Source organism: Flavobacterium hauense (assembly GCF_054457175.1).
The window spans coordinates 15,353-40,154 of the sequence record NZ_JBTKVX010000005.1 but is presented as its reverse complement, the minus strand read 5'-3'; the positions used below and the strand labels follow the sequence as shown (position 1 = coordinate 40,154).

The window sequence follows — 24,802 nt, the reverse complement described above, 5'->3', positions numbered from 1 at the left end:
TTCAGCGCAACTTTTTTTAACACATTGCTAAGCCCTTTTGTGAAGCGGCTTAACATAAAAAACGCGGATAACACTGTGAGGGCTTCTTACAATTTACTACTGTAAATTTGCAAAAACATCTCCAAATCAGCGTTATCCACGTTGCTAAATATATATTAAATTCTATGTTAACTTGTTCATCCGGCTTAAAATCGAATAAACAATTTCACAAATCAATTTACGAAAAAGCCTGTTCAATATCTTTTATCAGGTCTTCAACATCTTCTATACCTACGCTAAGACGCACAAGGTCGTCACTAATGCCTATTTCTTTACGTTTCGGCTCAGGGATAGAGGCATGTGTCATTAGTGCCGGGTGGTTTGCAAGCGACTCCACTCCTCCAAGTGATTCGGCAAGTGTAAATACTTTCAGGTCTTCAAGAAACTTTATCGCATCGGCTTTGGCTCCGCTCTTAAACGTAAAAGACACCATTCCGCCAAACTGTCCGTTCATCTGCCTTTTGGCAACTTCGTGGTTAGCGTGGCTGGCAAGTCCCGGATAATATACTTTCTCTACTTTCGGGTGGCTGGCCAGGTATTCGGCAACTTTTTGTCCGTTCTCGCTGTGACGCTGCACACGCAGGTGAAGTGTTTTTATACCCCTAAGCACCAGGTAAGAATCCTGTGGGCCAAGCGTTGCTCCTGTAGCGAATTGAAGGAAATGCATCTTTTCGCCAAGCTCGGCATCTTTAATGATAAGCGCACCCGCAATAACATCACTGTGCCCCCCAAGGTATTTAGTAGCCGAATGCATTACGATATCTGCACCTAAGTCGATAGGACGCTGCAGGTAAGGCGTTGCAAAAGTATTATCTACGGCAAAAAGTATCTTTTTAGCCTGTGTGATCTTAGCTATTGCGGCAATGTCAACTACTTTCATTAGTGGGTTGGTAGGTGTTTCTACCCAAACCAGTTTCGTGTTTTCGTTTATAAGCGACTGGAATTTGTCAAGGTCGTTCATATCCACAAAGTGGAATTTGATTCCCATGTCCTGATAGATACGCGTAAACATGCGGTATGTACCACCATAAAGGTCGTCCATTGCGATAACCTCATCGTTTGGCTTAAGCAGTTTCATCACGCAGTCGGTCGCCGCAAGTCCCGATGAGAATGCAAGTCCGCGCGCGCCGTTTTCAATGCTTGCAAGGGCATCTTCAAGAGCTGTACGCGTAGGGTTTGCCCCACGGCTGTATTCATATCCGTTTATAAGCACTCCCGGGCTTTTTTGTGCAAATGTAGATGTCTGGAAAACCGGCGGCATTACGGCTCCGGTATGCTCTTCATGGTGCTGGCCTCCGTGTATGGCTTTTGTGTTAAATTTCATATAATCGTGAGTTTGTTGTCATTAATTTTGAGCAAATTTACTGTAATTTAATTTCCCCTGTATGGGGATAACTGTGTTTTACATAACTATAACACTTACATATATGAAACGCCTTCTCCCATTAGCCCTTACTTTACTGCTGTTTACAGCCTGTAAAAAGGAAACCGAAAAAACAGACGAAACAACCAAAACTACCGTTGTCCAAGCCCTTAAACTGGCTTTAGACACAAAAGAGTACAGCCAGAGGTCAAAGGTGGGCTGCCGCGATACGCTTTGCACTTATGTTCGAATATCTGTACCGGAAGCATCTGGCATGGGAGAAGTAAGCGACAGCATTAACAACAGGGTATTCCATGTAGTCAGGAGCATCGTTTATTTTGGCGAGAAGCCTACCAATGCCAAAAGCTATAATGAGCTAATGACCTCTTTCATAAAATCGTATGAAGAGCTGAAAAAAGATTTTGCCGAAAGCTTTCCGTGGGAAGCCAAGATAAAGGCAAGGGTAGATTATATGAGTGACAGCATCATTAACATAAAAATGAACAACTATATGTTTACAGGTGGTGCACATGGCTATGAAGGTAACCGTTCGCTGCTATTCGATGCTAAAACAGGGCGTAGCCTGAATTATGACCAAATCTTTAAAAACAAAAAAGCTTTTACAGCATTCGCCGAAAAGAAATTCCGTGAAAAATATAAAATTGCTGCCGGCAAAAGCATCAACAGCACCGGACTAATGTTTGTAGATGACAAATTTATCCTTCCGCAAAACATTTTTTATACCGATAAAGGATTGCTGTTGCTTTACAACGCTTATGAAGTAGCCTCTTTTGCCGACGGCACTAAAGAGCTTGTGATCCCGTATAGCGAAGCAAATGCGTTTTTGAAAGTGAAGTAATAGGTTTATTTGGTGATTTGTGAATTTGGTGATTTGTTTCACCACATAACACATCAAATCAACGAATCAACGAATTACTTAATCGACAATAAATAGAGAAGCCCGCTAATATAGCGGGCTTCTCTATTTATTACAGGAATTAATCCCTGCTTGATAGCTTAGCGAATAGCCTTAAGAACTCAACATAAAGCCATACAAGAGTAACCATAAGGCCCATAGCCCCAAACCACTCCATATATTTAGGCAGGCGCTGCTGCGCGCTTTTCTCTATCATGTCAAAATCAAGGAAAAGGTTAAGTGCTGCAATAATAATCACGAATATACTGATACCGATACTCATTAAAGAGTTGTTCTGTATTGCGTGCACCGGAACAAACCCGAAGAAACTCATAATCCATGTGATCAGGTAGTAGGTTGCGATAGCAAGAGTTGCAGCGATAACCACTGACTTAAACTGCTCGGTAACTTTTACAATTTGAAATTTGTATAATGCAAAACATACTCCAAAAGTTACAAACGTAGCAGTAACAGCCTTCATTGCAATACCCTGACCCGGATACATTGCGTCAATAATTAATGTAATTCCGCCTATGAACAAACCTTCAAACAGGGCATAAGCCGGAGCCAGATAACGGGACGTTTCAGGCTTAAAGCTTGCAATAAGTACAGATATAAAGCCCAAAATAGCTCCGCCAATAGTCATTGGCAGTATATTAGTTCCGTTTACAGCCATGTACCATACAGTAAATGCACCTGTTAGCAGCAACAGCAAAAGAATGAAACTTTTGTTTACTGCACCGCTCACGGTCATAGTGTTGTTGTAATCTACGAGTACATTACCTTCAGCATCATAAATAGTATCAGCCTTTGCAAATGATTTGTTACTCAAAAAGGGATTTTTCGATTTAAATTCCATGGTGTTTTATTTTGTAGTCCAAATATAGAAATTTTTTTATTGTTCGTTGTCAGTTGTCGGTTGTTGGAAAAATAGCATTTGATCATTCTGTGCCGGCAACCATCAATTGGAAACCATCAACCAAAACTATACCAGCTTTTTTAATCTAAGCACCATGCCAAGGTGAATTCCTTCATGGTAATTATTAAAAGCGATAGCATCTTCGGTGGTATCAAGGGCAAAACCCAGTTCGCTCTTGCGTGGGCTATAGGCAGTAAAAATGCCGTTTCGGTAATCTTCTTCGGTTTTCTGGATGGTAGAGAACAACAGGTTTTTCATTTCGTCAACCTCAGCCTGAGTTACATCGCGCTCAGGTTTTGTACCGCGCATGTACATGGCTACAAGCTCATCGCTTAGGCTTGTCGCCAGACCTGAGCCTTTGTAAACCAATATCTGCTGCGAAACCATAATATGCCCTATATGCCACATCAGGTTATTGCTCCAGCCATTCGGAATTTTGTTAAGCTGCTCAAGGGTATAAGTATCCAGTAATCGGGCATAGATCTCCCTGCTGGTACGGGTAATTTTAAATTCGGTTTCCATTGTAGTTTGTTGTTTATTCGGTTACGAATTTATGGAAAAACAATCAAACCAACACACCGATTTCAGACAACCATCAACTAACAACCATCAACTAACAACCATCAACAAATCCTACCAATACCCCAGTACCTTCCACCATGCACCTCCAACCACAAAGAAAACAAACAAGTAGACAAGGCTCAGTAAAAATCCGTCTTTCCACCAGCTGTTAATGTCTACATAACCGCTGCCATAAAGTATTGGTGCCGGTCCGTGGCCATAATGCGTCAGCGTACCAAAGATACCTCCGCAATAACCCAGGAATAATGCGAGTAATAAAGGAGGCACACCCACACCAACCCCCACCGACAGCATGGCAAAATACATCGCAGCCACGTGAGCAGTAGCGCTCGCAAACATATAGTGGATATAGAAATAGATGAGTACAATAATAGGGAATGCCCAATACCAGCTCAGGCCGCCTATCTCGCTTTTTATATTTTCAGAAAGCCATGGAATGAACCCGAGCTTAGACAGGTAGCTCGCCATCATAACCAGCGAAGAGAACCACACTACCGTATCCCAGGCGCCTTTTTCAGATTTTACATCCTCCCAGGTAAGCACCTGCGAAAGCAATAGTATGCACAATCCTAACAGGGCCGCAGTAGTAGCATCGATATGTATCATATCGCCAAAGACCCAGAGTATCAGCAGCAGGAAGAACACTCCTACCATTATCCACTCCTCTCTTTTCATCGGGCCCATTTCTCTCAGTTTCTCCGAGGCTGTTCTTGGGGCATCACCCGTGTTTTTCATCTCCGGCGGACTCACTTTATACAGCACCCAAGGCATGAGCAACATGCAAAGCAATCCCGGCACCAGTGCGCCAAGTGCCCACCCGCCCCAGGTAATCTCGATACCCAGCTCGGCAGCAAAGCGTTGCGCCATGGGGTTGCTTGCTGTACCGGTAAGGAACATGGTCGACGTGATAAGGTTAGCATTATAGGTAGACAAGGTCAGAAAAGAACCTGCCTTTTTATGCGTTTCGGGTTTTGCAGGATCTGAGCCCAGGCTCATTGCCACCGATTTCATGATCGGATATACGATTCCCCCTGCTCTTGCGGTATTGCTGGGAACAGCGGGAGCTAACAATAAATCGGCAAAATTAAGTCCATAGGATAATCCAAGCGTTGTTTTGCCCAGTTTGCTTACAAAATAATAAGCTATGCGGGAGCCAAGCCCTGTTTTTATAAATCCGCGGGCTATGAAGAAAGCCATCCCTATCAGCCAGATGATGGAATTCCCAAAACCGCTCAACGCCGCAGTGATACTGTCAGCCGCAGGATTTTTTGAATCTTCGGGTGCCAGAACCAATGAAAAGGCACACAGCGCAATTCCCAGCATCGCCATCGTACCCATTGGGGCTGCCTTCACAATAATACCCATAATTATAAACACAAAAATACCAAACAGGTGCCAGGCATTATCCGTCAGGCCTTCGGGAGTTGGCACATACCATAGGGCAATACCCACTATGGCAGCTATGATCATCATTTTGTAATTGATTTCCGGTTTCATAAGCGGTTGGTTTTATGGTTAGAAGTGCACCTGTATCTGTAGTATAAAAATATTGCTGTCGTAATGACTGGTGTCAGGAATGTTGTATTTATAGCGGTTGAACACCCCTACCGCCGATATCTTAGCATTATAATCGCCCGAACCAATTACACTTATCACCGGAGTAAAAGTTTGATAGGAACTATTACCCGTATTGATGGACGGATCCAGGATCTCGTACCTGAAACTGGCTTCAAAAGCCCTTACCCGTGGTTTGTTGAAATTGTAGCGCAGCTTAGACACGATATAAAAACCCTGCATCTCATAATCGTCTACCCTTACAGTAGGTGTTGCTGTTAATGCGGCATAATAATCAGAAAAGTTATTGCCTCTTTTATATTCGGCATCGGTATTCAGGTCGAATAATGGCGACAGCTTGTGTATCAGCTGAACATCGCCGCCATAAGCCGCACCTGTCTGCCCATTAACTCTGGCTGATGCGCCGTTTGCAGCAACACGGATATCGGGAGTAATAAAATATTCAAGCCTCAGCGCATAATTCTTTTGATTGTCGTTATCGCTTGCCTGGTTCTTTCCGTTGCCATTATATACCGTGAAATAATAATTCAAAGGTATCTTCTCCTTTTTTAGCGATCCGGTAAGCGCAGCCCCCATTTGAAATGATTGCCAGTTACTTTTACCAAAGAGATTGTATTGATTGGACCAGTCATAGGAGTTTTCGAGTTGGAATGCAAAGACATCCTCCAGCCCAAAGAAAGGCCTGAATTGCCCAAACTGCACATTGATATGCGTATCATAGGCATATTTTACAAAAGCGTTTTCCAGCACTTTGCTATCGGTCTTAAAGTCGGCAAGGTTTACGAGCACGTTGGTGCTTATCTTATCGTTGAGGTTAAAAATTCCCTGCAGCCTCACATACTTCATGTCAAACGAATTGGTTACCGCCTCTCCCGGCACACTGTTTTGCACGCCTTTAAAATCGACATCATCATCCATAGACATATTGTATCTGCCTACAAAGAAAACAGAGGTTTGGAGCTTACGGTTATAATGCGAATAATCGGTTATCGTATCTTTGCCATCCTGGGCAAAACCAAAGTGGGAAAGAAGTAGAAAGCATGGTAAAAAACGGGTAATTTTCTTCATGCAGCGGGAGGTTTTAGATTGATTTCTAGACTTAAATCATAAAATTAACAAATATTTAGTCACGGATTACGAACAAAAGTTAAATTACTGTTAACGGAAAAATATAGAAGATATACAAAAACGATACTTTACATTTGCAGCATATTTTACAAATAAATGAAAGCAATATTTTACCTTAAGACCTGCGATACCTGTAGGAAAATCATAAAATCACTGCCAACAACCGAAGGTTTTATGCTTCGCGAAATAAAATCGGAGCCAATAACCGCTGCTGAACTTGAAGAAATGTACCGCCTTGCCGGAAGCTACGAAGCGCTTTTCAGCCGTAAGGCTACACTCTACAAGGAGCGCGGCATGAAAGACATGATCCTTACAGAAGCCGACTATAAAAAATACATACTTGAGCACTACACCTTTTTGAGCCGACCTGTAATTGTAGATGGCGACACAATATTTGTGGGCAACAGCAAACCCGTGGTCGAAGCTGCCATTGCACATTTAAGCTAATGAGCAAACGCACCCTCGCCCTTATTGCCGCTACAGTAGTATCCATTATTTACGGCATTACTTTTACTATTGCCAAAGATGTTATGCCCGCCTATGTAAAACCTTTTGGGTTTATCGTGCTGCGTGTAGGAGGTTCGGCCATACTGTTCTGGCTGTGTTCATTGTTCGTAGGCAAAGAAAAAGTTGTTCTTAACGATTTTCCACGCATTATAGCCGCAGCTTTTTTTGGTGTGGCCTTTAATATGCTTACCTTCTTCCAAGGACTGAGTCTAACCTCGCCCATTATGGCATCGGTACTTATGGTTACCACACCCATGATCGTGCTGGTGCTATCGGCCATTATAATGAAAGAAAAGATAGTCGGCAAAAAAGCAATTGGCATACTCCTTGGCCTTGGCGGAACCATACTGCTCATCCTTTACGGAAAAGCTGTTGGTACTACCGACAATGCATTGTGGGGTAACTTTCTGGTATTTGTAAATGCCATTTCTTATGGCCTTTACCTCATCATAGTAAAAAAGCTGATGGAAAAGTATAATGCCTTTGCCTTTGTAAAATGGATCTACCTCTTCGGGTTCATTATGGTACTGCCCTTTGGGTGGCAGCAACTGGCTGAAGTAAACCTGTCCGCCCTACCTTTTGATATTACAGTAAAAGTAGCCTTCGTGGTTATGTTCTCCACCTTCCTTACCTATTTGCTCAACCTGTTATCGATGAAAGAGCTGAAACCCACAACCGTTGCAGTATTCATTTACCTGCAGCCGTTTTTTGCTACGGTATTTGCTATCGGATTGGGTAAAGATGAACTTAGTATAGTAAAACTGCTATCGGCACTGTTGATATTCGTTGGGGTATATCTTGTTACTATGACGAGGAGGAAGGCTAGTTAGGAAGTTATACCACAGAGATTCGCAAAGAAATTTCAGAGATTCGCTGAGCACTATTAATATTGCTATTAAGCCCACGGAGAATTCTGCCTAGGCAGAATAAACTTTGTGTACTCTAATTTATTGTCCTAATAAATCTTTGCGCATCTTAGCGTCTCCTCTGCGGAACTCTGTGTAATAGCTCCGAATTCTTCTTAATGCCCAACAACTACTTTCTGGCATTTACAAACCATTCTTCCAGTGTTGGAAATATAATATTCGACACCTTAAGTATCGGATTAAAGAAAAACGATTTGTCGAGTGTTTCTTTTGAAGCAAAAGTATTATTGAAGTTGATCTTTACAAAAAAACTAAGCACTACGCTAAGTACTAATATCATCCTTAGCAACCCGAAGAATGCACCAAGTATGCGGTTCATCAGACCAAGACCGGAGAAATCAGCTATTTTGGTCAATACTTTGGCTAAAAGCGTAATTCCTACTACCACAGCAATAAACGTAATGATAAATGCTGTTATAGCTGCCGTTTTAGGGTCTTCGGGCAAATGCCCGTCGAAGAAGTGCCCCACGGCACCGGAGAATTTAATGGCGATAAAAATCCCTAACAATAGCGAAACCAGCGACGCCAACTCAACAAACAGTCCTTTGCGAAGCCCGTTTATTACACCCCATACCAAAAAGCAGAACAAAAAAATATCTAAACCTGTCATGCTGCAAAGGTAAGCCTCGCGGTACAGAAACAAAAGGCTGCGGCACATTAAATTTCAAGTCACTATCTTTGCGCCTTTAAATCACAACAATGTCAAGAGACGAACAACTGAAACACCGCTGGGAACAGCTTGTCACTATATTATCCGACCGTTTTGCCGACGGCGACACCCTTGACCTCGATGCCATAATTTATCTTATAGGCGTACAGGAACTGGGACAGTTCAACAAAAAATTCAAGAAAGACGAAAAGGTAAACCTGATGCATATTGCCATCTGCCGTTTGCTGGAGCCTTTTGGCTATTACGAATTTGCTTTTTTTGACGAAGACGGCTGGCCGCACTACACGGTCAAAGAAGAACTGCCACCATTAAAGGCCGGAGAACAAAGCATACTCATGAAAGGCGCTATAGTTGACTATTTCCTGGAAAAAGGGCTTATACAATAGCCTGGACTCAAATAAAAGCCCCCGTTAAAACGGGGGCTTTCTTTTTTGGAAAAAACTGCATATTTGTGGGGGCAGAAATATGCATGCCTGCTTTGAGACAGGACTTTGTAAGGGAGATTAATCCCTTTACTTAAACTTAAACCGGAGTAAAACTATCATTATCCGGTATGCTTGCATAATTTATGAGGTGAAAGGCTGCATAATGCAGGTAAACGCATATTTCGTTCGCTATAAAACATAAAAAAACCGGTGCAGTAAGTCCACCGGTTTAATTCTGTAAAAATCCGGCATCCCTGCCGGACGCCTGCCGAAGCAGGACTTTTCCCAACCAACCAATCTATTAAATCAAACCTTAACGGCTTAATCTGTAACAAACATACGGCGGGTTTTATAACCCTGAAAATTTTTGAGGTTAAGCCTTAAAAAATGTCGGTAAAAAGAATCTTTATCGATAAACGGCATGAAATTTTAAGAGTTACCGGTTTGTCAATAAAAAAGCCTGAGTGTAATACTCAGGCTTTTTTATGTTTAGCTCATTTGGGGGAAAGGAGCTCTTTCTTTGTAAGGTGTGCCTGCCGTGGGGGAGCAGCAGGCCGTAAAACCAATCAACCAATCTTAAATCTGAAGCAAACATACACCCGTTTTTGATGCCAAAAAAGTTTATGCGGTAAAGGGCTAAAATGTGTCGGTAAACCATAAAAAAAGCCTGGCCGTGGGGGCGGCACAGGCATTGTGTTAAACATAACCCGATACAAAGTTATCTTTGTATGGTATAGGAGCCCCTATTTTAACATAAGACTGATACTATGTCTATTAAGAGTAATTTTTATCGATAAAGCGACCAAAAAGAAACCCTGTGCCAATAAGGGTAAGCACAGGGTTTCCGGATTTAGCAGCTCTGTTTTAATGCAAAGCCGCTGCTGTTGTTTAGTATAAGAGCGGGAGTTTACTGTTATTGTGTCGCAACGGTAAACTCACCCTCTAAATACTAACGCAAAATCGTTGCCAATATTTAAATTTTGAAACAAAAAATTTGAATATGCCGGCAAACCATAACGCATCTGCCTTTAAGCATAAAAATTATAGGATGGTATTGATGGCACAACAATTAAAAAATGACTAAATTTGCGGCACTTTACTAAAGAACGATGATAGATAAGATTAAAGGATATATTGCAGAAGCAGAAGCTTTTACCACAACAAATAAAGAAGAACTGGAAGCATTCAGGATTAAGTTCCTTGGCAAAAAAGGCCTTCTTAATGACTTTTTTGCAGAATTTAAAGCTGTTCCTAACGAACAGAAAAAAGAATTCGGGCAGGTTGTCAACAACCTGAAAAAGACTGCCGAAGAAAAAGTGGCCTCTATTCAGGAAGCGCTTGAAAGCAAAGAAGAAGCTAAAGGAATTTATGGTGACCTTACCCGTCCGGGAGAGCCGTTTGCCATAGGTTCACGCCACCCTATATCTATCGTTAAGAACCAGATCATTGATATTTTCTCGAATATAGGCTTTAACGTGAGCGAAGGTCCGGAAATTGAAGATGACTGGCATAACTTTACAGCGCTTAACCTACCGGAATACCACCCGGCACGTGACATGCAGGATACTTTCTTTATCCAGACCAATCCTGATGTACTGCTTAGAACGCATACCTCATCAGTTCAGGTGCGTTACATGGAAGAGAACAAGCCGCCTATCCGTACCATTTCTCCGGGAAGGGTTTTCAGGAACGAGGCCATATCATCGCGTTCGCATTGTATCTTCCACCAGATAGAAGGACTGTATGTAGACAAAGACGTATCGTTTGCCGATCTTAAGCAGACACTTTTATACTTTACCAAAGAAATGTTCGGCAAGAGCAAGATCCGTCTTCGCCCGTCGTACTTCCCCTTTACCGAGCCAAGTGCCGAGATTGACATTTACTGGGGTCTTAAGACCGAGACCGATTACAGGATCACTAAAGGTACCGGATGGCTGGAAATTGGCGGATGCGGTATGGTAGACCCTGCGGTTTTGACCAACTGCGGTATCGATGCAACAAAATATAACGGATTTGCCTTTGGTATGGGTGTAGAGCGTATCGCGATGCTTCAGTACCAAATAGGCGATATCAGGATGTTCTATGAAAACGATGTACGTTTTCTGGAACAATTCAAATCGAGCATATAATAAAAAACCCACCCATACGGTGGGTTTTTTATTGGTATTAATTCAATGATTATTAACGAATTATAGGTCTTCGGCATTTTTAATGCCTACCTTGCGAAATTACTAACCTTACAGCGACAAAATGAACAAATCAGGCCCTATTATAATTATTGAAGACGACCGGGACGACCAGGAAATTTTTTCACAGGTATTTGAAGAACTGGAATACAAAAATGAAATTATTTTTTTTGGTGATGGTGAAGAAGCGTTACTGTACCTTTCTGACACAAGTGTAGAACCTTTTATAATTTTCTCAGACATAAATATGCCAAAATTGAGCGGAATGGAACTGAGGGCTAAAATTCATGAGAATGAAGATTTAAGGCTTAAGTCTATCCCCTATCTGTTTTTCTCTACTGTTGCCGAACAGCAGAGCGTTGTTGATGCCTATTCAAAATCGGTACAGGGATTTTTTATAAAACCATCAAGTTTCGGGGAGATAAAGGACACTATCAGAAGTATTGTGGAATACTGGCAAAAGTGCATCTCTCCCAACTACATAAAATAGCCGAAAACACAAAATTTTCTGCAAAACAGAGAGTTTTGTGTTTTATCTCACCTTCTTCAGATCAAAATCTTCAGGTTTTCCTCCCTGCTTCGGATCACCAAACTTATCAAGCATCCTTAGTTTCCCTTCCATTACCTTAAACTTATGATGATCGCCATCGGCATCAAGCGTAATGACGCTTTCTGCTTCGTCCCAGCTAAACGTCCCTTTAAAGGTTCGTGGTGTTTTTTCCTTTTCTAAGTATTGCTCCTGTAGCGAGTACGTATTATCATTAGCAAGAGTGATATCAGTCTTTATACCGGGGCAATCGGCACAAGGTGACACACCACTGTATGCACCTGCCCAGTCAAGTGAATTGGCGCTATTATGGGCTGTACCAACAGCTGCATTTTCATTATCAACTGAATCGACCACTTCTTTAGGCAGAATTTCGTTATTCAGCGCTTCGGGTCTCTTTTCTTCCTTACAACCTATGGCAGTTGCCATCAGCAGCGAAAGGCATGTTATTTGCAATAGTTTCATATAATTATTTTTAGTAATTTAAAGGTACTTAAAACTTAACAACAGGGTTCACAAGGAAAACACAAAGTTACCATCGCTCCAGTATTTTAGAAATAGGGTATTTAGAATTACCTTTGTGACCCTTAATGAATAAATGAAATGAAAAAAGATATAATAATCCCGCAGGTAGAGAATGTATATATAGCAGCAGTTCAGGAATGGAACGACGACTTCATGCAGAAGACCTGGTATGCCTACCTTATCAACGACAGTGATTTTACCCTTGAGGGTGCCATGGTGGTATCAAGTGCATCGGGCACGATCGACGGTGAACCCCGTAAAACATCGATGCTTCGCCATGCGTTTGTTGAGATTCCGCCTGTATCTGTGGTTAAGATAGAAATGATCGAAGACAGCGTACTGGTACTGGACAATCAGTTCATGGTAACATACTTTATTGATAATAAACTTTACGACAAAACCTATACTTTCAAGGCACATTCCATCCACGAAGATTATGTAGAAGAAGTGCCTATTTTGTTTGTAGACGGGATAATGATAGGGTAGCACCGTTTTCAGTAACCACTCCCAAACTGCTAACTGCGACTGAATACTGCTAACTATTTCATTTTTTCCAAAAAATCCGCATCTTTATCAAAATTTTGGGTCAGAAATGAAAAAGCTATCGCTACTCGCATTCAGTTTATTATCAGTTTTATCGTATTCGCAATCGGCTGACTTAGCCTCATACGTAAATCCATTTATCGGAACCGGAGGCCACGGCCATACTTTTCCGGGTGCTACCGTTCCTTTCGGGATGGTACAGCTGAGCCCCGATACCCGCATTGATGGCAGTTGGGATGGTTGCAGCGGTTATCATTACTCTGATAGCGTTATCTACGGCTTTTCGCATACCCACCTGAACGGAACAGGCGTTTCTGACTATGGCGATATAATGCTGATGCCAACCATGGGCGAACCCAGCCTCGATAAAAAAGACTACTCCTCGCCTTTCTTTCACATGAACGAAAAAGCCACGGCGGGCTATTATGCCGTGAAGCTTAACGACGACGACATCAATGTAGAGCTTACCTCCACCGCACGTGTGGGGCTTCACCAATATACTTTCACCAAAAGCGGGCAGGCCAACATCATCCTTGACCTGAACCACCGCGACCAGCTCATTATGGGCGAAGTGCGTGTAATTGACAGCAAAACTATTGAAGTGCTGCGCCGCAGCTCGGCATGGGCAAGAGACCAGTATGTATACGCACGTATCGAGTTCAGCAGCCCCATGAACATCACCAAAGTGAACAATAATGCCTTTGCCCCTGCAAAAGTTACCGATACGTTCTTTGCAGGTTCACTGCTTGCCATCAGCTTCAGCAAGAATGTAAAGGCCGGTGAAAAGCTATTGGTAAAAGTGGCACTGTCGCCTACAGGCTATGAAGGAGCCGCTAAAAACATGAAAGCAGAAATGCCAAAATTTGATTTCAAAAAAACAAAGAGAGCTGCCGAAACCCTTTGGAACAAGGAACTGCACAAGATTGAGATTACCGAAAAAGACAACGATAAGCTCACTGTTTTTTACACTGCCTTATACCATACCATGATGCAGCCCAATATTGCTATGGACGTAGATGGCATGTACCGTGGCCGTGATAACGAAATACACAAAGCCGAAGGTTTCGATTATTATACCGTATTCTCGCTGTGGGACACTTTCAGGGCAGCACACCCTCTTTATACTCTTATCGACAAAAAACGCACCAGCGACTTTATAAACACCTTCCTGAAGCAATATGAGCAGGGCGGCAGGCTGCCCGTGTGGGAACTGGCAAGCAATGAGACCGACTGCATGATTGGCTACCACTCCGTTTCGGTAATGGCCGATGCCATGGCAAAAGGCATTAAAGGTTTTGACTATAATAAAGCATTTGAAGCCGCAAAACACAGTGCCATGTTGGATCATCTTGGGCTTGATGCCTATAAAAAGAATGGTTACATCAGCATAGACGATGAGCACGAGAGCGTTTCTAAAACCGTTGAATATGCCTACGATGACTGGTGTATTGCCCAAATGGCCAAAATACTGAACAAGACCGAAGATTATAACTACTTCATGACACGTTCCCAAAGCTGGAAAAACCTGCTTGACCCGGAGACTAAAAATATGCGCCCGCGCAGGAATGGCGGCTGGGACAAACCTTTTGACCCACGTGAAGTAAACAACAACTACACTGAAGGCAACAGCTGGCATTATACTTTTTTCGTACCTCAGGATATTCCGGGCATGATTGAAGCCTTTGGCGGCAAAGAGCAATTTGAGGCCAAACTTGATGAGATGTTCAATGCACCAAGCGCCACTACCGGCCGTGAACAAGTCGATGTTACAGGACTTGTTGGCCAATATGCCCAGGGTAACGAACCAAGCCATCACATGGCTTATTTATACAATTATGTTGGGAAGCCCGAAAAGACGAAAGAGAAGATTCATTATATACTAAATGAATTCTATAAAAATGACCCTGACGGACTTATAGGCAACGAAGACTGTGGACAGATGAGTGCATGGTATGTGCTGAGCAGTATGGGAATGTATCAAGTGACTCCGGGCGAAACAGGATGGGACACCGTTACGCCTTATTTTACCCACATAAAGCTTCATTTAGAAGATGGTACAAGCCCCGTAATTACACCCGAAACTCCACAACGCTGGCTATTGGATGTAAAATCTGAGGAACATGAAGATATATTGGTTGATGATATAGTTCCTGTACCTGCAATTGAAGCAGAAAGCAAATCATTTAGTGATAAGATGAAGATTGAGATTAAACCTTCTGAGACTGGTGGCGAGATATTCTATCAGATAGAAGAAAATCCTAATGCTCAGTTTATGGCGGCTACACAAAAATATTCAGGCCCATTTTTTATTGATACAACTTGTAAAATAGAAGCTTGGGTAAGCAATAATTTAGGAAGCAGTAAACATGTGATTGCCTCTTTCATCAAAAAACCGAATAACTATACCATAAAGCTTACTTCAAGATATAACAGGGCTTACCATGCCGGAGGTGCCAACGGGCTTATTGATGGCATACTTGGCAGCGAAAACTGGCGCAAAGGCGACTGGCAGGGCTATCAGTCACAGGATTTTGAGGCAGTAATCGATTTGCAGAAGAACATGAAAGTGAACGATATCTCAGCGCGATTCCTTCAGGACAGCCGTGCCTGGATACTGATGCCAACCAAAGTTGAGTATTATGTTTCTGAAGATAATGTGAACTTCACACTTATACAGACAGTTGAGAACACCATTAATCCAAAAGACGATGGGTCGATAATAAAAAGCTTTGATGTACACATAAGCAAGATCAAAGCCCGTTACGTAAAAGTAAAAGCCTATAATTTTGGAAAATTACCGGAATGGCACCAGGGATTTGGCGGCGATGCGTTTATTTTTATTGATGAGATAACGGTTAAGTAGTTGATGGTTGTTAGTTGTCGGTTGTCAGACCAACAGCCGATAAATCCAACAACTAACAACCATCAACCGACAACTATTTCTCCTTAACCGGAAACATCAGCGATGCCACTACAGCCACAACAAGTACTCCTCCCACCACCATTAGCGAATGTGGCGAAGAGATATGGTAGAACGGACTTAGGAGCATTTTTACACCTATGAATGCCAATATTACCGCAAGGCCATAATGCAGCCTGCTGAACATGTGCATGAAATTGGCCAGTAAAAAATACAATGCCCTTAGTCCTAATATTGCAAAGATATTTGAGGTGTAAAGGATAAAAGGGTCGTTTGGCGCAATCGCGAAAATAGCAGGGATAGAATCTACAGCAAAAATCAGGTCGGTAAACTCGATAACGGCAACCACAACCAATAGTGGTGTCGCCAGCCTTTCGCCATTTATTTTTACAAAGAACCTGTCTCCTTCATAATTTTTGGTCACTTTAAAAAAACGGTAGATAACACGTGCACCCGGACTTTTGGAAAAATCCTTGTTTTCGTCATCATCCTCGTGGGCTGTCCATGACTTGATGCCTGCTACAATCAAAAAGAGGCCAAATGCCGAAAGAACAACATTGATCTCTCTTGGCTTACCGAAAATATCGATAGGTGGCAGATAGGTCATGTTAATAAGCTCTACACCGGTAAAGATAAATATGGCGCGGAACAGCAATGCCCCTATGATTCCCCAGAACAATACTTTATGGTGCAGGTGCTTTGGCACGTTAAAGAAACCAAAGACCAGTATGAATACGAAGAGATTGTCTACCGAGAGGGCTTTCTCAATCCAGTAGGCGCTCTGGAACTGTGTAAACTGTTCAAAGCCCATAACATAATAAATAACCCCACTGAATAGCATGGCTAATGATATCCACACTATCGACCATGTAAGTGCCTCTTTGTTAGACACCACATGGCTGTTCTTGTTGAAGACACCTAAATCCAGAAGCAGCATTACTACAATAACTATCGAAAATGCAGCCAGCACTCCCGGGTGGTTTATCAGGTGATCCATAGGTATTTATTATTTATTAGTCCAATTTTTCGGTTAGCTTGCTAAACACAGTTTTGGCATCTTTGCCTTCATACAAAATACTGTAAACGGCATCAATAATAGGCGTTTTAGCCTCATATTCCTTATTCAGGTTATAGGCACTCTTCGTTGCATAGTAACCTTCGGCAACCATGCTCATCTCCATCATGGCCGATTTTACGGTATATCCCTTGCCTATCATGTTACCAAACATCCTGTTTCGCGAGAACACAGAGTATCCTGTAACCAACAAGTCACCAAGATATGCCGAATTATTGATATTACGCTTCATCTTATGCACTTTACGGATGAATTTCTTCATCTCACGGATAGCGTTGCTCATCAGCAAAGCCTGAAAGTTATCTCCATAGCCAAGTCCATGTGCGATACCGGCCGCAATAGCATAAATATTTTTTAGCATGGCAGCATATTCCGTGCCAACAATATCATCAGATGTTTTTGTTTTTATATAATGGCTGTTCAGGTGCTTGCCCATTATCTTAGCCCTTTTCTCGTTACCGCAGGCAATGGTAAGATAAGAAAGACGCTCCAACGCTACCTCTTCGGCATGGCACGGACCGGTAATAACACCAATGTTATCATAAGGGATATCATACTTATCATGAAAATGTTCCCCTACAATAAGACTGGTTTCAGGAACAATACCCTTAATGGCCGAGAATATTACCTTGTCGTCCAGGCTTACCGTAAGCTTTTCAAGCTCCTGGCTTAAAAATGCCGATGGTATAGCAAATATTACATAGTCGGCATAGGCCACAGCTTCATTGATATCGCTGGTAAGTAAAAGCTTATTGGTATCAAACTCAACAGAACTCAAGTAGTTTGGATTGTGCTTTTGCAATTTCAAATGCTCAATTGCGTCGTTATTTCGCATATACCATGCAATCTGCGGCACATTGGAGCACAGCATTTTAGCAATAGCTGTCGCCCAGCTTCCACCGCCTATAACAGCGAACTTAGGAGTATCACTCATGTTTTATTAGTGTTTGAAAGGCCAAAAATACTTAAAAATAAGTAAATCTGTCCTTCATTTACATTCAATACGTTACCAGTAGAAAAATTTCATTAAGAAAATATTAACATTTAATTATGATGCAGCCATACAATGTAATCACTCCGGCAGCCGTTATTCATAAGACTTCTGTTGACATTGGGGGTGTACAACATAAGGTTAATAAAAATTTTTTGTTTTTGGTGTTTAAAAGGCATTCAGGTTACAATACTGAATGCCTTTTATTTTTTATATTAATAGCTCATCTCTACAATAGCCCTAACCTTCTCAGGTGTAATATTCTGGCGTTCGCCAAGGCCTTTCCATCCGCGCTCTTCAAAACGTTTCACAATAAAGTCGGCTGTCTTGTCAAAATCAGCAGTATAGTTTGATATTTTGGTCTCCATCCCCATTGTATGGAAAAATGTTACCGTTTTCTCAATGGCTTGCAAAGCTGCTTTGTCGGTATCTGTTTCGGAGATATTCCAAACCCTTCTACCATACTGTGCAAGCTTATCTTTTTTGGTTTCAAACATAACACGGTACAGGTTCGGGCCAATGATTGCCAGCGTTCGGGCATGGTCAATTTCATATAAAGCCGTCAGTTCGTGGCCTATCATGTGCGTAGCCCAGTCGGTAGGGACACCTTTCTGGATAAGTCCGTTCAAAGCCATAGTAGCACACCACATAAAATTGGCTGCCAGTTTATAATCCGATGGCGTTTCGGCAACACCCGGACCAATTTCGATAAGGGTCTGCAATATCCCCTCGGCGATCCTGTCCTGTAGCATGGCATCGTGCGGGTATGTCAGGTATTGTTCTAAAACGTGGGTGTAAGCATCTATGATTCCGTTCTGCACCTGGCGTTTTGGTAACGAAGCCACAGTTTCAGGGTCGCATATTGAAAACACAGGAAATACAGCAGGACCTCCAAAGCTAAGTTTCTCCTGAGTTTTATTGATTGTGATAACCGAACCGGAATTCATCTCACTCCCTGTTGCCGGAAGCGTAAGCACGGTACCAAAAGGAATGGTATTGCCGAGTATCCTGATCCTTTTTACCAATATATCTACCGGGTCGCCTTCAAATTTAGCTGCAGCCGAAATGAACTTTACTCCGTCAATAACCGATCCTCCGCCCACAGCAAGGATAAAATCGATTCCTTTTTCGCGCACTATCTCAACCGCTTTCATGGCTGTTTCAAAACGCGGATTAGGCTCAATACCACCAAACTCGGTAATATCGAAGCCTGCAAGGGCCTCGGTAACCTGTTTGTGTACTCCGTTATTAAAGATGCTTCCTCCACCATAAGCCAAAAGTACTTTAGCGCCTTTAGGTATAAGAGAAGATAATTTAGCAATCTGGCCCCTGCCAAACACATAGTTCACAGGGTTATAATATTCAAAATTCAGCATGATTTTATAAAAATTTACCCAAAGGTACGAAATAGGTCAATTGAGTCTGATAAAGTATTGTTAAGCGTTTTTAAGAGTTAACCGACACATTTTCGTTCCTGACCTCATAAAATTTTCTGGTATCAAAACCCGCCGTATGTTTGTATCAGATTTAAGATTGGTTGGTTGATTGGTTTATCGCTTGCTGCTGCCCCCACAGTACAGGCAAAATTAAAAAACAGATTATTTGCCCCCATAAATAGGCTGTTACATAAAAAATCCTGAGTATTGGTTCTCAGGATTTTTTATTTGTTGTAATTCAAAGATCTGGAATATTTACCGACACTTTTTCACCCTTTACCTCATAAAATTTTCTGGTATCAAAACCCGCTGTATGTTTGTATCAGATTTAAGATTGGTTGATTGGTTTATCGCCTGATGCTGCCCCACAGCGCAGGCAAAATTTTACACAAAACAGATTATTTGCCCCCATAAATAGGCTGTTACATAAAAAATCCTGAGTGTTGGTTCTCAGGATTTTTTATTTATGCTACTTCTTATAAAAGAGATTATGCTCTATGTACTGCCAAACTTTGTGCGATAATAATGGCTGTACATTCTTACCTTCTTTTATACCATTGCGAATGAATGTACTCGATATCTCTACCACAGGCGCATCGATCATGTGGATGTGCGGGTGGCTTTCAAATTCAGGATTTACTGCCTCTGTACTTATTCTGGGATAAACATAGATATGGTGATTTTGAAGCAGTACCTCATAATTTTTCCATTTGTGGAGTGAGTTGAGGTTGTCTTCGCCCATTATCAGCGAAAATTCATGTGTTGGGAATTTCTCCTGCAAATGCGCCAGCGTGTTTACCGTATAATTCGGCTGCGGCAGGCGAAATTCGATATCGCTTGGTTTTAGCTTTGGGTAATCTTCCGTAGCCAGAAACACCATCTGTAAGCGATGATGATCCTCCAGTAGGGTACTTTTCTTTTTTAGTGGGTTATGTGGCGTTACCACCATCCATATCTGTTCAAGGCCGCTGTATTCGGCCATGTGGTTGGCAATAATAAGATGCCCGGTATGTATGGGATTAAATGTCCCGAAGTATAACCCTACTTTCATAGTATTAGAATCTTTTGTCATTCTGCTTCGCGCCGTTCAGAATGACAAACCGCGACTAAAAAATCGCGGTCATTATATAATTAATCTGCTAAAAACTGCTTTACAAGCTCGTAAGCTTCGCCTTTGGCAGTATCAAGATCATAGTTCTTTATGATGGTATCAAACTGGGGTGCCGTTGCCAGCTCTACCGATGCTTTTGCGATACGCATGTTTATCTTATCATCGCTTTCGGTACTGCGTTTTTTAAGACGTATCTTCAGTTCGTCAATGCTTGGCGGCTTTACGAATACAGCCAGTGTTTCTTCGGGGAATTTTTTCTTGATGCGAAGGCCTCCCGCCACATCAATATCAAATATCACATTTTTGCCTTCTGCCCAAATGCGTTCTATCTCGGTTTTAAGCGTGCCATAAAAGTTGTCTCGGTACACTTCTTCCCACTCTACAAAATCGTCATGCTTAATGTGCTGCTTGAATTCCTCAAGCGTGATAAAATGGTAATCTTTACCGTTAACCTCACCGTCGCGTGCCTCACGTGTTGCTGCCGAAACAGAAAAAGCAAGATTAAGATCCTGCTGTCCCAGCAAATGTTTTACTATCGTTGTTTTTCCCGACCCTGATGGCGCCGAGAACACTAATAATTTTCCTTTTTTCATTCTCTATCTTTTGCCTGATGCCTTTTGGCTATTGCCTAAAGTACATTCAGCACCTGTTCTTTAATCTTTTCAAGCTCATCTTTCATCTGCACTACCAGCTTTTGCATTTTGGCGTGGTTCGATTTAGAGCCCATGGTATTTATCTCACGGCCCATCTCCTGGGTAATAAAGCCAAGCTTACGTCCGTTAGCTTCAGTTCCCGCAAGGGTTTCAATAAAATAGTTCAGGTGGTTTTCAAGGCGCACCTTCTCCTCGGTAATATCCATTTTCTCAAGATAATAGATAAGTTCCTGCTCAAAACGGTTTTCATCCACAGTCACGGTAAGCTCGTCTATTGCAGTGCGAAGCCTTGCTTTTACATTAGCAATACGCTCACCGTCAAGAGAAACGGCTTCATGCATCAACGCCATGATATTGGCAATACGCGAAAGAAATTCTTTCTCTAATGCAACACCTTCGCTCGTCCTGAAACTCTGTATGTTTCCTAACGCCTGCTCTATTACGCCTTCAATATTTCCCCATTCGTTAGGGTCGATCTCCTCGCGTTCTGTTTTAAGGGCATCCGGCATACGCACGGCCATCTTCATCAGTTCGGTAGGATCTGCATCAGGAATAACATTCTGCATTTGTGCTATGTAAGCCTTAATGATCGGGGCATTGATCTTAGATGAGGTTTCTTCGCCGGTAACTTCTACAAACAGCGAAAAATCTATTTTTCCGCGTTCCAGCTTTATGCCTATCTTGTTGCGAAGGCCAAGTTCCATCTCACGAAAAGACGATGGCATCCTTACGCTCACATCAAGGCCTTTGCTGTTAAGCGATTTAATTTCTACGGTAATCTTTTTTGTAGGCAATTGTAAAGAAGCTTTACCAAAGCCTGTCATCGATTGTATCATGTAAAAAATTTAGTGCGACAAAGTTAAGAAAAATATATTGGCCGAAAGTTTAAAAGTCGAAAGTCATAAAGCCTGTTGAATATTCATTATACTCTCCTGTGACTTTACGACTTTCGACTTGATGGCTTATTTATATCGTTAGACGTTGCACTGCAACGTCTCTACTACGTTATTGAAGCTTCCTTTCGACTTGATGACTTTATCACTTTCGACTAAGGTCTATTTCACCTCTTTGATGGCGCTGCTTTCTATCCAGCCCACACTATCATCGGCAAGTTCTATTTTTTTCCAGTTGTCTACGGTTTCCAGTATGTAAACCTTAGTTCCTTCATGGAGTACAAAGGCATCTTCGGAATTGTCTGATGGCTCACTCTTAACGGCTACAACCTCGGCAAATACTATGGCCGGGTGCTCTCCTGCAGTAACCGATTTTACGAATACAGCAGATAATACACTTATAACGATTACCAAAAGGGTAACGAACATGGCAAAGAAGAATATCCTTTTAATGACTGTTGTACCTGCAAAATAATAACCTATGAACATCGCAAGGAATCCAAATGCAAAGCCTACCGCAATCCACGCCCAGGTGTCATAATGATATGTTCCCGTTAGATTATAAAGCATCTTAGAAAAACCCACTTTAGGAACTTCTTTGATGTTATCTATCTTCATTTTATTGGCATAGCCAAGGTTTATCTCAGCATCTTTGTAGTTAGGATTCAGCAGCAGAGACTTTTCAAAATTATATATCGACGGCGCTATCTTACCCATCTTGTAATAGGCGTTGCCAAGGTTAAAATACACCTCAGCCGATTCCTTCTTTCCTTTCAGAATATTCTCATACTCTTGTGCCGCTTCAGCAAATTTTTGCTTACGGTACAGTTCATTAGCCTTCTCAAAAACACCCTGTGCAAGGGCTGCCTGTGTAAAGAATATCGTTATTAAAATATATACTAGCTTTTTCATTACTTCTTATAAGTATCGATTTGTTATACAACCTTGCAGGAAATCGAATTATATCTGCTTCTCTAATGCTGTAATTACCGCCACTGCACTCTCATAATCGTTATGCATTGCCGACTCTGATGAGGGTGCGTACCTTGCAAACTCACAGCTGTCCATTATCTTACCGAATTCCGCAACCGTTTCTTCTTTGGCTTTGCGCGATAATAGCAGTTCCTTAATGTTATCCCTGCTCATATCGCCCGTTTCAATGTGAAGTTTAGCTTTCAGGAAATTGTGCAGCGCTTTTTCCAGCGCAAGATAGAAAGCAGCCTTATCGCCAAGTTGCTTTTTAGCTTCGCCAAGGAATTTCTTAGCCAGCTTGTTGCTCTGCCTTATTTTGCTTCCTGTTACATCACTGTCATACGCTTCTTTTTTCTTCCTTCCAAGTATGATGAAAGGTATCAGCAGGAACGGAGCAAACAGCAATCCGTAAAACAGGGCTGAGCCAAAGAAATCGTCACGGCCCATTGGTTTGATAGAACTTTCCAATGCTATAAAGCGAAACGGTTCTGCCGATTTAACTTCTTTCTTGTTCGTATCATCTTTATCGGCACTTTCCGGGTTATCAGACACCTTAAGGACATTAACCATTATCTCATCATGGGTAACGGTTTTATAGCTATGTGTAGCAAGGTCAAACCATGAGAACGACAATGCCTTGATAGGATATTTCCCTTTGTTTTGTGGTACGATCGTATAACTGTCAGAGATACTTCCCTGCATACCAGTCAGCGGCGTAGTAACGTCTTCTTTATGCTCCGGGTCATACATTTCCAGTGCAGCCGGCACCTGTGGCTTCGGCAGCGTAAAAAGCTTAAGGTTACCTTTACCCGCCACTTTTATATCAAGCTGCATGGGCTCACCATTCTTTATGAGCGTAGTCGATGGCTTTACCGTAAAAGTAAAGTTACCTACAGCCCCGGTAAAGTCGGCAGGTTTTCCTTTTTCAGGAAGGGATTTTACATTAATATATTTTTTTCCTGCAGAAACAACCTTATTCGTTGCTACCATTAGTTGTCGCCCAAAGAAATCCCTTCTTCCGTTAGGCACTTCCATAGAAACATCAAGGGTTAGCGGTTCAATTTCAAGCCTCCCGTCTTTTTGCGGATACAATACGGTTTTACGCAACACTACCATGCGGTACTCCTGACCCTGGTAGTTTTCCATTTGCAAAACAAGGTTTTTTATATCAATATTCTGACTCCAGAAGTCGTTATACTGCGGACTCGAAACCTCTTTCCATCCGCTTACCGATGTGGTAGGGCTTACATATATCTTATATACTACCGTTACCGGTTCGTTTACATAGGGAGTAGTTTTACTAACCTCAGCAACAAGGTGTACACCCTGGTCTGCGTTTTGCTGCATTTCCTGCTGATGCTGCTGGTTATTGGCATAAGGGTTAGGGTCGGCACCCGCAATAGCATCGCCAATCTTAATTTTTAAAGGGCTCGTTTTATATTCATACCCATCGATGATGATCGTGGCAGAGCCAATGGTAAAAGTTCCTTTAGCTGTAGGAATAAGAAGGTATTTGTAGCTTTTGCTAAAACTGCGCTTGCCGTTTATCCACGAATTGCTTACCATCTGGCTTGGCCCCGAAACCCTAAAGCCCGGAAACTGCGGCGGCGTGAAGTTATCTCCATCCTGATTCATGGTAAAATCAACAATAAGGCGTTCGTTTATACCCAGCGATGTCTTGCTGGGTACAGCCTTAAATTCTACCTGTTGGGCATATACGCCCTGTACAAAAAGCAATAATAGTAAGATGTATCTTTTCATCGTTCTTTAAATCCTTAACCTGAAAAATATTGCGTTTTTTTAATTACTATGTTATGTATGTCATCCTGATGAAGGAAGGATCTCTCTCATTATTGAGATTCTTCGACTCCGCTGCGCTGCGCTCAGAATGACACGCGAC

At 42.1% G+C, this 24,802-nt stretch carries 23 protein-coding genes; 8 read left to right on the top strand and 15 right to left on the bottom strand.

Going from position 1 to position 24,802, the window contains the following annotated elements:
* Window positions 1-217 precede the first annotated feature (217 nt).
* On the bottom strand, window positions 218-1,363 hold the full coding sequence (locus ACX0HA_RS04455; protein ID WP_458844064.1) for a cystathionine gamma-synthase: 1,146 nt from the start codon (window positions 1,361-1,363) through the stop codon (window positions 218-220).
* Between the two features lie 103 nt (window positions 1,364-1,466).
* On the opposite strand from ACX0HA_RS04455, the gene ACX0HA_RS04450 reads away from it, so the two are divergent.
* Window positions 1,467-2,261: a DUF3298 and DUF4163 domain-containing protein gene (locus tag ACX0HA_RS04450; RefSeq protein WP_458844063.1), complete on the top strand. Its 795-nt coding sequence runs from the start codon at window positions 1,467-1,469 to the stop codon at window positions 2,259-2,261.
* Between the two features lie 139 nt (window positions 2,262-2,400).
* On the opposite strand, the gene ACX0HA_RS04445 is transcribed toward ACX0HA_RS04450, so the two are convergent.
* The 4 genes from ACX0HA_RS04445 to ACX0HA_RS04430 form a co-directional block, all read right to left on the bottom strand.
* The gene (locus tag ACX0HA_RS04445) at window positions 2,401-3,177 is read right to left on the bottom strand and encodes a Bax inhibitor-1/YccA family protein (protein WP_458844062.1); all 777 of its coding nucleotides are present in this window, start codon (window positions 3,175-3,177) and stop codon (window positions 2,401-2,403) included.
* Between the two features lie 126 nt (window positions 3,178-3,303).
* Complete coding sequence (locus ACX0HA_RS04440; RefSeq protein WP_458844061.1) at window positions 3,304-3,759, bottom strand: DinB family protein; 456 nt, start codon at window positions 3,757-3,759, stop codon at window positions 3,304-3,306.
* A gap of 111 nt (window positions 3,760-3,870) precedes the next feature.
* Window positions 3,871-5,316 carry an anion permease gene (locus ACX0HA_RS04435; protein ID WP_458844060.1) on the bottom strand — a complete coding sequence of 482 codons (1,446 nt, stop codon included), beginning with the start codon at window positions 5,314-5,316 and terminating at the stop codon, window positions 3,871-3,873.
* An 18-nt stretch (window positions 5,317-5,334) separates the two neighbouring features.
* Window positions 5,335-6,462 carry a porin gene (locus ACX0HA_RS04430; RefSeq protein WP_458844059.1) on the bottom strand — a complete coding sequence of 376 codons (1,128 nt, stop codon included), beginning with the start codon at window positions 6,460-6,462 and terminating at the stop codon, window positions 5,335-5,337.
* 156 nt (window positions 6,463-6,618) lie between these two features.
* On the opposite strand from ACX0HA_RS04430, the gene ACX0HA_RS04425 reads away from it, so the two are divergent.
* Both ACX0HA_RS04425 and ACX0HA_RS04420 read left to right on the top strand, forming a co-directional pair.
* Window positions 6,619-6,969, top strand: coding sequence for an arsenate reductase family protein (locus ACX0HA_RS04425; protein WP_458844058.1), 351 nt, complete (start codon window positions 6,619-6,621; stop codon window positions 6,967-6,969).
* Window positions 6,969-7,859 (top strand): DMT family transporter, encoded by an 891-nt coding sequence (locus ACX0HA_RS04420; protein ID WP_458844057.1) that lies wholly within the window; start codon window positions 6,969-6,971, stop codon window positions 7,857-7,859. The genes ACX0HA_RS04425 and ACX0HA_RS04420 overlap by 1 nt, the downstream gene beginning before the upstream one ends.
* A gap of 205 nt (window positions 7,860-8,064) precedes the next feature.
* Here ACX0HA_RS04420 and ACX0HA_RS04415 read toward each other — a convergent pair whose 3' ends face one another.
* Window positions 8,065-8,565 carry a CvpA family protein gene (locus ACX0HA_RS04415; RefSeq protein WP_458844056.1) on the bottom strand — a complete coding sequence of 167 codons (501 nt, stop codon included), beginning with the start codon at window positions 8,563-8,565 and terminating at the stop codon, window positions 8,065-8,067.
* Window positions 8,566-8,654: 89 nt separating this feature from the next.
* On the opposite strand from ACX0HA_RS04415, the gene ACX0HA_RS04410 reads away from it, so the two are divergent.
* The 3 genes from ACX0HA_RS04410 (at window position 8,655) to ACX0HA_RS04400 (ending at window position 11,726) form a co-directional block, all read left to right on the top strand.
* Window positions 8,655-9,011: a hypothetical protein gene (locus ACX0HA_RS04410; protein WP_458844055.1), complete on the top strand. Its 357-nt coding sequence runs from the start codon at window positions 8,655-8,657 to the stop codon at window positions 9,009-9,011.
* 1,148 nt (window positions 9,012-10,159) lie between these two features.
* Window positions 10,160-11,179: a phenylalanine--tRNA ligase subunit alpha gene (pheS, locus tag ACX0HA_RS04405; protein WP_458844054.1), complete on the top strand. Its 1,020-nt coding sequence runs from the start codon at window positions 10,160-10,162 to the stop codon at window positions 11,177-11,179.
* Window positions 11,180-11,300: 121 nt separating this feature from the next.
* On the top strand, window positions 11,301-11,726 hold the full coding sequence (locus tag ACX0HA_RS04400; protein WP_458844053.1) for a response regulator: 426 nt from the start codon (window positions 11,301-11,303) through the stop codon (window positions 11,724-11,726).
* 42 nt (window positions 11,727-11,768) lie between these two features.
* Here the strand turns inward: ACX0HA_RS04400 and ACX0HA_RS04395 are convergent, their stop codons facing one another.
* On the bottom strand, window positions 11,769-12,248 hold the full coding sequence (locus ACX0HA_RS04395; RefSeq protein ID WP_458844052.1) for a copper resistance protein NlpE: 480 nt from the start codon (window positions 12,246-12,248) through the stop codon (window positions 11,769-11,771).
* Window positions 12,249-12,386: 138 nt separating this feature from the next.
* Between ACX0HA_RS04395 and ACX0HA_RS04390 the strand changes: the two genes are divergently transcribed.
* Entirely contained in the window at window positions 12,387-12,794 is a 408-nt protein-coding gene (locus tag ACX0HA_RS04390; RefSeq protein WP_458844051.1) for a hypothetical protein, read from the top strand.
* Window positions 12,795-12,900: 106 nt separating this feature from the next.
* Complete coding sequence (locus tag ACX0HA_RS04385; RefSeq protein ID WP_458844050.1) at window positions 12,901-15,714, top strand: GH92 family glycosyl hydrolase; 2,814 nt, start codon at window positions 12,901-12,903, stop codon at window positions 15,712-15,714.
* 73 nt (window positions 15,715-15,787) lie between these two features.
* Here the strand turns inward: ACX0HA_RS04385 and ACX0HA_RS04380 are convergent, their stop codons facing one another.
* The 8 genes from ACX0HA_RS04380 to ACX0HA_RS04345 all read right to left on the bottom strand — a co-directional run bounded on the left by ACX0HA_RS04380 (window position 15,788) and on the right by ACX0HA_RS04345 (window position 24,663).
* Window positions 15,788-16,768, bottom strand: a complete 981-nt coding sequence (locus ACX0HA_RS04380; protein ID WP_458844049.1) for a TerC/Alx family metal homeostasis membrane protein — start codon at window positions 16,766-16,768, stop codon at window positions 15,788-15,790.
* Window positions 16,769-16,784: 16 nt separating this feature from the next.
* Window positions 16,785-17,780, bottom strand: a complete 996-nt coding sequence (locus ACX0HA_RS04375; RefSeq protein WP_458844048.1) for an NAD(P)H-dependent glycerol-3-phosphate dehydrogenase — start codon at window positions 17,778-17,780, stop codon at window positions 16,785-16,787.
* A gap of 272 nt (window positions 17,781-18,052) precedes the next feature.
* Window positions 18,053-19,213, bottom strand: coding sequence for an iron-containing alcohol dehydrogenase (locus ACX0HA_RS04370; RefSeq protein ID WP_458844047.1), 1,161 nt, complete (start codon window positions 19,211-19,213; stop codon window positions 18,053-18,055).
* Between the two features lie 529 nt (window positions 19,214-19,742).
* Entirely contained in the window at window positions 19,743-20,324 is a 582-nt protein-coding gene (gene nadD, locus ACX0HA_RS04365; protein WP_458844046.1) for a nicotinate (nicotinamide) nucleotide adenylyltransferase, read from the bottom strand.
* A gap of 80 nt (window positions 20,325-20,404) precedes the next feature.
* Window positions 20,405-20,977, bottom strand: a complete 573-nt coding sequence (gene gmk / locus ACX0HA_RS04360; protein ID WP_458844045.1) for a guanylate kinase — start codon at window positions 20,975-20,977, stop codon at window positions 20,405-20,407.
* A 35-nt stretch (window positions 20,978-21,012) separates the two neighbouring features.
* Complete coding sequence (locus ACX0HA_RS04355; RefSeq protein ID WP_458844044.1) at window positions 21,013-21,873, bottom strand: YicC/YloC family endoribonuclease; 861 nt, start codon at window positions 21,871-21,873, stop codon at window positions 21,013-21,015.
* Between the two features lie 219 nt (window positions 21,874-22,092).
* Complete coding sequence (locus ACX0HA_RS04350; RefSeq protein ID WP_458844043.1) at window positions 22,093-22,842, bottom strand: SH3 domain-containing protein; 750 nt, start codon at window positions 22,840-22,842, stop codon at window positions 22,093-22,095.
* Between the two features lie 48 nt (window positions 22,843-22,890).
* Window positions 22,891-24,663, bottom strand: coding sequence for a BatD family protein (locus tag ACX0HA_RS04345; RefSeq protein WP_458844042.1), 1,773 nt, complete (start codon window positions 24,661-24,663; stop codon window positions 22,891-22,893).
* Window positions 24,664-24,802 lie beyond the last annotated feature (139 nt).